The sequence below is a fragment of the Burkholderia sp. APQ4-4ca genome (assembly GCF_057837105.1).
Window position 1 is genome coordinate 1 of record NZ_JBYQCG010000152.1, and the last position, 5,997, is coordinate 5,997.

A 5,997-nucleotide genomic window follows, 5' to 3' on the forward strand; every position below is an offset into this window, starting at 1 on the left:
AGCGGGGTAGTCATGCATGTCTCCAGTGTTTGTTATGGGCGAGCCGTCGCCGTCAGCGGTCTTCCGGGATGACCGTGCCCTTGATCTGGGCGGATTTGCCGCGAAACATCGCGACCGTGTCGCCTGTCTGGTTCGTGACGCGGATGTCGTAGATGCCGTGGCGACCGGCACGCGCCTGTTCGATCGCCTCGGCCGTCAGCATGTCGCCGCCGTGCACGGGGCGCAGGAATTCGATCGAGCAGCCGGCCGCGACCGCATTCACGTTGTACGAATTGCATGCGAACGCGAACGTCGAATCGGCGAGCGTGAAGATGATCCCGCCGTGACAGGTCTGGTGCCCGTTCAGGAATTCGGGCCGCACGCGCATCTGCAGGCGGGCATAGCCGGCGCGGACTTCGGCGATTTCCATGCCGAATGCGCGGCTGCAGGCATCGGCGTCGTACATGGCTTGCGCGGTGGCGCGGGCGAGCGAGTCGGGGTCGAGCGTGGCGGTGGCGTTCGTCATGTCAACGCCCCTCGAAGCGCGGCGCGCGCTTTTCGATGAAGGCCTGTACACCTTCCGCATAGTCGTGCGACTGGCCGAGCTTGCGTTGCAGGTCGCGTTCCACGTCGAGCTGCTGATCGAGCGTGTTCGTGACGCTGTTTCGCATCGACTGCTTGATCGACGCGATCGCGAGCGTCGGCTGCTGCGCGAGCTGGGCGGCGAGCTGGCGGGCCGTCGCAAGGAGCGCGTCGTCGTCGACCGCTCGCCAGATCAGTCCCCACTGTTCGGCCTGCTCGGCGCCGAGCTTGTCGCCGGTCAGCGCGAGCCCCAGCGCGCGCGCCATGCCGATGCGTTGCGGCAGGAACCACGTGCCGCCTGAATCGGGTACCAGCCCGATCTTCACGAAGGCCTGGATGAAACTGCTCGAGCGGGCGGCGAACACGAGATCGCACGCGAGTGCGAGATTCGCGCCGGCGCCGGCCGCCGTGCCGTTGACGGCGGCGATCACCGGAATCGGCAGACGCTGCAGGCGGCGGATCAGCGGATTGAAATGCTCGTCGATCAGTGTGCCGAGGTCGGTGGACGCGCCCGGTGTGAAATCGAGGTCGGCCAGATCCTGGCCCGCGCAGAAGCCGCGCCCCGCACCCGTCAGAATCAGCGCGCGTGCACCGGCCGCCTCGACTTCATCGAGCGCAGACTGCAGTTCGCGATGCATCGCCCGCGTGAAGCTGTTCAGCTTGTCGGGGCGGTTGAGCGTGATCGTGGCCACGCGCGCGGCCTGATCGATATCCAGCTGGATCGCCTGATAGGACATGCAGTATCTCCGTCATGACTTCGTTATAGGCGCGCGGCGTGTCGGTTACACGCGTTCGATCGCGAGTGCGATGCCCTGGCCGACGCCGATACACATCGTACAGAGCGCGAAGCGGCCGCCGATACGCTCGAGTTGATGGAGCGCCGTGGTGACGAGCCGCGCGCCCGATGCGCCGAGCGGGTGGCCGAGCGCGATCGCACCGCCGTTCGGGTTCACGCGCGGATCGTCGTCGGCGACGCCGAGCATGCGCAGCACGGCGAGACCTTGCGATGCGAACGCTTCGTTCAGTTCGATCACGTCGAACTGGTCGATCGTCATGCCAAGCTGGGCCAACAGTTTCTGCGTGGCCGGCGCAGGACCGATGCCCATCACGCGTGGCTCGACGCCGGCGGTTGCCATGCCGACGACACGCGCGCGGCGGCGCAGGCCATACTGGTCGGCTGCCTGCGCATTCGCGAGCAGCAGCGCGCAGGCGCCGTCGTTCACGCCCGACGCGTTGCCGGCCGTCACGGAGCCGTCCGGGCGCACGACACCCTTCAGCTTCGCAAGCGCCTCGAGCGACGTTTCGCGCGGGTGTTCGTCGCGCGACACGACGATCGCATCGCCTTTCTTCTGCGCAATCGTGACCGCGACGATTTCTTCAGCCAGCGTGCCCTCTTGCTGCGCCCGCGCGGCTTTCTGCTGGCTGCGCAGCGCGAACAAATCCTGATCCGCGCGGCTGATGTGGTAGTCGACCGCGACGTTCTCGGCGGTTTCCGGCATCGAATCGACGCCGTACAGCTGCTTCATCATCGGATTGACGAAACGCCAGCCGATCGTCGTATCGAAGATGTCGGCCTGGCGCGCGAACGCGCTCGCGGCCTTGCCCATCACGAACGGCGCGCGCGTCATGCTCTCGACGCCGCCTGCGATCATCAGGCGCGCTTCACCCGCCTTGATCGCGCGCGCGGCCGTGCCGACCGCGTCCATCCCGGAGCCGCACAACCGGTTCAGCGTCGTGCCCGGCACCGCGATGGGCAGGCCCGCCAGGAGCGCCGACATGCGCGCGACGTTGCGGTTGTCCTCGCCGGCCTGGTTCGCGCAGCCGTAGATCACGTCGTCGATCGCCGCCCAGTCGACGTTACGGTTGCGCTCGATCAGCCCCTTGAGCGGCACCGCGCCAAGGTCGTCGGCGCGGACATCTTTCAGGGCGCCGCCGTAGCGGCCGATGGGGGTACGAATCGCGTCGCAGATGTAGGCGTCTGTCATGAGCGTATCGGTGAGTGACGAACCCGCCGGGTGGCGGATTCGTTCATGGTAGAGAACATGGCGGCGTTTGCACGTCGGCCAATCGGGTTATGCCGTCTGGCCGGCTTCCGCAGGTGCCGCCTTCGGGGCAACATGGACGCGACTTTGCACCACGCGGAACCGGCTGGCGACGAATGCCGGGTCGGCCAGCGCGGCGTTGGCTGCCGGGTTCGCGCCCGTGCCGTGGAAGTCGGAGAACGCGGCCGACTGGTTGACGAATACGCCGCTCGTCAGGTTGATCGACAGCGCGACGCCGCCACGCACCGCCGCGTCGTGCGCGGTATCGATGATCGCGTCGTCGGTGCTGTAGACGGAGAGGGTCAGCGCGCCATGCTCTGCGGCGATTTCACCGGCCAGATCGAGGGATTGTGCGGTCGAGTCGGTCGCGATCACGAACGAAATCGGGCCGAACCACTCCTGCGTGAATTTCTCGCGGTCGGCCACGTCGAGCTGCAGTACGAGCGGCGTGCGCACGCGCGCGTCGGGGAAGGCGGGATGCTGGAGCGTCACGCTGTCGGCGAGCACGCGACCGAGCTTGCGCGCGTCGTCGATGCGTGCGGTCACGCCGTCGTTCTGGATCGCGCCGATCAATTCGACCGAGCGTGCCGGGTCACCGGTGAGCTTTTGCACGGCAATCGCGATCGCTTGCGCGACTTCGTCGAAGCTTGCATGGCCGTCGGCCGTCCGGATACCGTCGCGCGGCACGTAGATGTTCTGCGGCGCCGTGCACATCTGGCCGGAGTACAGCGCCAGCGAGAACGCGATGTTCTTGGCGGCGGCCTTCAGGTCGTCGGTCGAGTCGATCACGATCTGGTTGACGCCGGCTTTCTCGGTGTACACCTGCGCCTGGTGGGCATGGCGTTCGAGCCACGTGCCGTTCTGCGTGCTGCCGGTGAAATCGATCAGCTTGATCTCGGGGCGCAGCGCGAGATCCTGGACGAGCGCGCCGTCGTTCGGTTCGGTCGCGAGGAGGGTGACCACGTTCGGATCGAACCCGGCTTCGCGCAGCACCTCGCGGGCGATCCGCACCGTGATCGCGAGCGGCAGGATGGCGCCCGGGTGCGGTTTGACGATCACGGTATTACCGGTCGCCAGATCGGCGAACAGGCCGGGGTAGCCGTTCCAGGTCGGGAACGTGCAGCAGCCGAGCACGAGGCCCGTGCCGCGCGGCACGATCGTGTAGCGCTTGTGCATCGCGAGAGGCGGGTTCTTGCCTTGCGGCTTTTCCCAGTGCGCATCGGCCGGGATACGGTGCAGTTCGTTCCACGCATAGGCGACCGCCTCGAGGGCGCGGTCCTGCGCGTGCGGGCCGCCGGCCTGGAACGCCATCATGAAGGCTTGCCCGGTCGTGTGCATCACGCTGTAGGCGATTTCGAAGCTTGCACGATTCAGGCGCGCAAGGATTTCGAGGCTGACGCCGACCCACGCGCTGGGGCCGGCTTCGCGCCATGTGCGTTGTGCGGCGCGTGAGGCAGCGATCAGGGCGTCGGGCGTCGATTTCGGATACCGGATGCCCAGTGCGATGCCGTACGGCGAGCGCTCGGTGCCGACCGTTTCGTCGGACGCCGGCTGGTCGAGCACGAAGGTCTTGTCGAGGTGCGACTTGAACGCGGCCTCGCCGTCCGCGCTTGCGCTTTCCCCGTACACTTTGGGGCTCGGCATTTCGGCGAACGGGCTCCAGTACCCGCGGCTCTCGATGGCGGCGAGTGCGTGTTTCAGCGTGTCTTCGTGCTTCGTGAACAGGGCATGGGTCATGGCGGCGGCTTGATGAACGTTGAGAGGGATCGGATCAATTAATTAACCGACCGGTTGGTCGGAGAATGGTAGCATCAAACTATTCGCATGTGCGAGGCGTTTCTCATTTCATTGATCGAGGAGAAATAGATGGCTTACGAGAACATCCTGGTGGAGACCCGGGGGCGTGTCGGTCTGGTGACGCTGAACCGTCCGAAGGCGCTGAATGCGCTGAACGATGCGCTGATGGATGAGCTGGGCGCTGCGCTGAAGGCGTTCGACGCGGACGACGATATCGGCGCAATCGTCGTGACCGGCAGCGAGAAGGCGTTCGCAGCCGGCGCGGACATCGGCATGATGGCGACCTACTCCTATATGGATGCTTATCGGGGCGACTACATCACGCGTAACTGGGAGACGGTCCGCGAGATTCGCAAACCGATCATTGCCGCGGTTTCGGGCTTTGCGTTGGGCGGTGGCTGCGAACTCGCGATGATGTGCGACATCATCTTCGCGGCGGACACGGCCAAATTCGGCCAGCCGGAAATCAAGTTGGGCGTCATGCCGGGGGCCGGCGGCACGCAACGTCTGCCGCGTGCGGTATCGAAGGCGAAGGCAATGGACATGTGTCTGACCGCGCGCTTCATGGATGCCGTCGAGGCCGAACGTGCCGGGCTCGTATCGCGCGTGTTGCCGGCCGACAAACTGCTCGACGAAGCGATTGCCGCGGCGACGACGATCACCGAGTTTTCGCTGCCGGCGGTCATGATGGTCAAGGAGTCGGTGAACCGTGCGTACGAGACGACGCTGGCTGAAGGCGTCCACTTCGAGCGCCGGTTGTTCCATTCGTTGTTCGCAACCGAAGACCAGAAGGAAGGGATGGCGGCGTTCGTCGAGAAGCGGAAGCCGGTGTTCAAGCATCGCTGATCGGCCGGCGCCTCGGTGGGTATCCGGTACTGATCTGTATCCGTCGCCGGCGCGATTGCTTCGCCCGATGCGTCAAAGCCCTCGTGCGCGTGAGCGCACGGGGGCTTTTTCAAACTTTCTTCACAAAGGGCTTGCGCGGATGGGGGCGGGTGCTTAGAATCACGCCTCTTTCGCGCTAACGGAAACACGGCGCGGGAGGAAGGGAAGCGGTGCTGTCGGGTTCGGGAAGTAGCGAACCTGGGCGGCGCAGGAAGTTGAGCCCCGCAGTCGCAACGAAGTCGTGTAGAAAGTTGTTGACGGGCTGCGAAACACGGTTCATAATCTCGCTTCTCTGCTGCTGAAAACGCAGCGCTGCTGAGGGGTTCAAGATTCCTCGCAGAAATGCTCTTTAAAAATTAACAGCCGATAAGTGTGGGCGCTTGATGGCAGCGAGCTGATCCTCGGATCAGATAGCGAAAGTATCAAGAGTCTCACACTAAAGTAAGTCAGGTTTATGAAGTGATTCATATTCCTGTCAGCTTTGAGTGAGCGACCGGTTCTTAACCGAACCGAAAACAGTAACAGGTTTGAACTGAAGAGTTTGATCCTGGCTCAGATTGAACGCTGGCGGCATGCCTTACACATGCAAGTCGAACGGCAGCACGGGTGCTTGCACCTGGTGGCGAGTGGCGAACGGGTGAGTAATACATCGGAACATGTCCTGTAGTGGGGGATAGCCCGGCGAAAGCCGGATTAATACCGCATACGATCC

Annotated in this window: 5 protein-coding genes and 1 rRNA gene; 2 read left to right on the plus strand and 4 right to left on the minus strand. The window is 64.5% G+C overall.

From position 1 onward, the window contains the following. Nucleotides 1–52: 52 nt before the first annotated feature. The 4 genes from paaI to paaN form a co-directional block, all read right to left on the minus strand. Nucleotides 53–505 (minus strand): hydroxyphenylacetyl-CoA thioesterase PaaI, encoded by a 453-nt coding sequence (paaI, locus tag AC3IFE_RS18530; protein ID WP_089466575.1) that lies wholly within the window; start codon nt 503–505, stop codon nt 53–55. A gap of 1 nt (nt 506) precedes the next feature. Then, on the minus strand, nt 507–1,298 hold the full coding sequence (gene paaG / locus AC3IFE_RS18535; protein WP_489191492.1) for a 2-(1,2-epoxy-1,2-dihydrophenyl)acetyl-CoA isomerase PaaG: 792 nt from the start codon (nt 1,296–1,298) through the stop codon (nt 507–509). Nucleotides 1,299–1,343: 45 nt separating this feature from the next. Next, the gene (gene pcaF, locus AC3IFE_RS18540) at nt 1,344–2,546 is read right to left on the minus strand and encodes a 3-oxoadipyl-CoA thiolase (RefSeq protein WP_489191494.1); all 1,203 of its coding nucleotides are present in this window, start codon (nt 2,544–2,546) and stop codon (nt 1,344–1,346) included. Between the two features lie 87 nt (nt 2,547–2,633). Next, on the minus strand, nt 2,634–4,340 hold the full coding sequence (gene paaN, locus AC3IFE_RS18545; RefSeq protein WP_489191495.1) for a phenylacetic acid degradation protein PaaN: 1,707 nt from the start codon (nt 4,338–4,340) through the stop codon (nt 2,634–2,636). Between the two features lie 129 nt (nt 4,341–4,469). On the opposite strand from paaN, the gene AC3IFE_RS18550 reads away from it, so the two are divergent. Both AC3IFE_RS18550 and AC3IFE_RS18555 read left to right on the plus strand, forming a co-directional pair. Beyond that, nucleotides 4,470–5,246: an enoyl-CoA hydratase gene (locus tag AC3IFE_RS18550; RefSeq protein ID WP_489191496.1), complete on the plus strand. Its 777-nt coding sequence runs from the start codon at nt 4,470–4,472 to the stop codon at nt 5,244–5,246. 568 nt (nt 5,247–5,814) lie between these two features. After that, nucleotides 5,815–5,997, plus strand: a 16S ribosomal RNA gene (locus AC3IFE_RS18555); the annotation flags it as partial.

What these genes read in the sequence shown, in the direction of transcription:
- paaI (WP_089466575.1), bottom strand. Translation starts at nt 505, where the DNA reads ATGACGAACGCCACCGCCACGCTCGACCCCGACTCGCTCGCCCGCGCC.
- paaG (WP_489191492.1), bottom strand. Translation starts at nt 1,298, where the DNA reads ATGTCCTATCAGGCGATCCAGCTGGATATCGATCAGGCCGCGCGCGTG.
- pcaF (WP_489191494.1), bottom strand. Translation starts at nt 2,546, where the DNA reads ATGACAGACGCCTACATCTGCGACGCGATTCGTACCCCCATCGGCCGC.
- paaN (WP_489191495.1), bottom strand. Translation starts at nt 4,340, where the DNA reads ATGACCCATGCCCTGTTCACGAAGCACGAAGACACGCTGAAACACGCA.
- AC3IFE_RS18550 (WP_489191496.1), top strand. Translation starts at nt 4,470, where the DNA reads ATGGCTTACGAGAACATCCTGGTGGAGACCCGGGGGCGTGTCGGTCTG.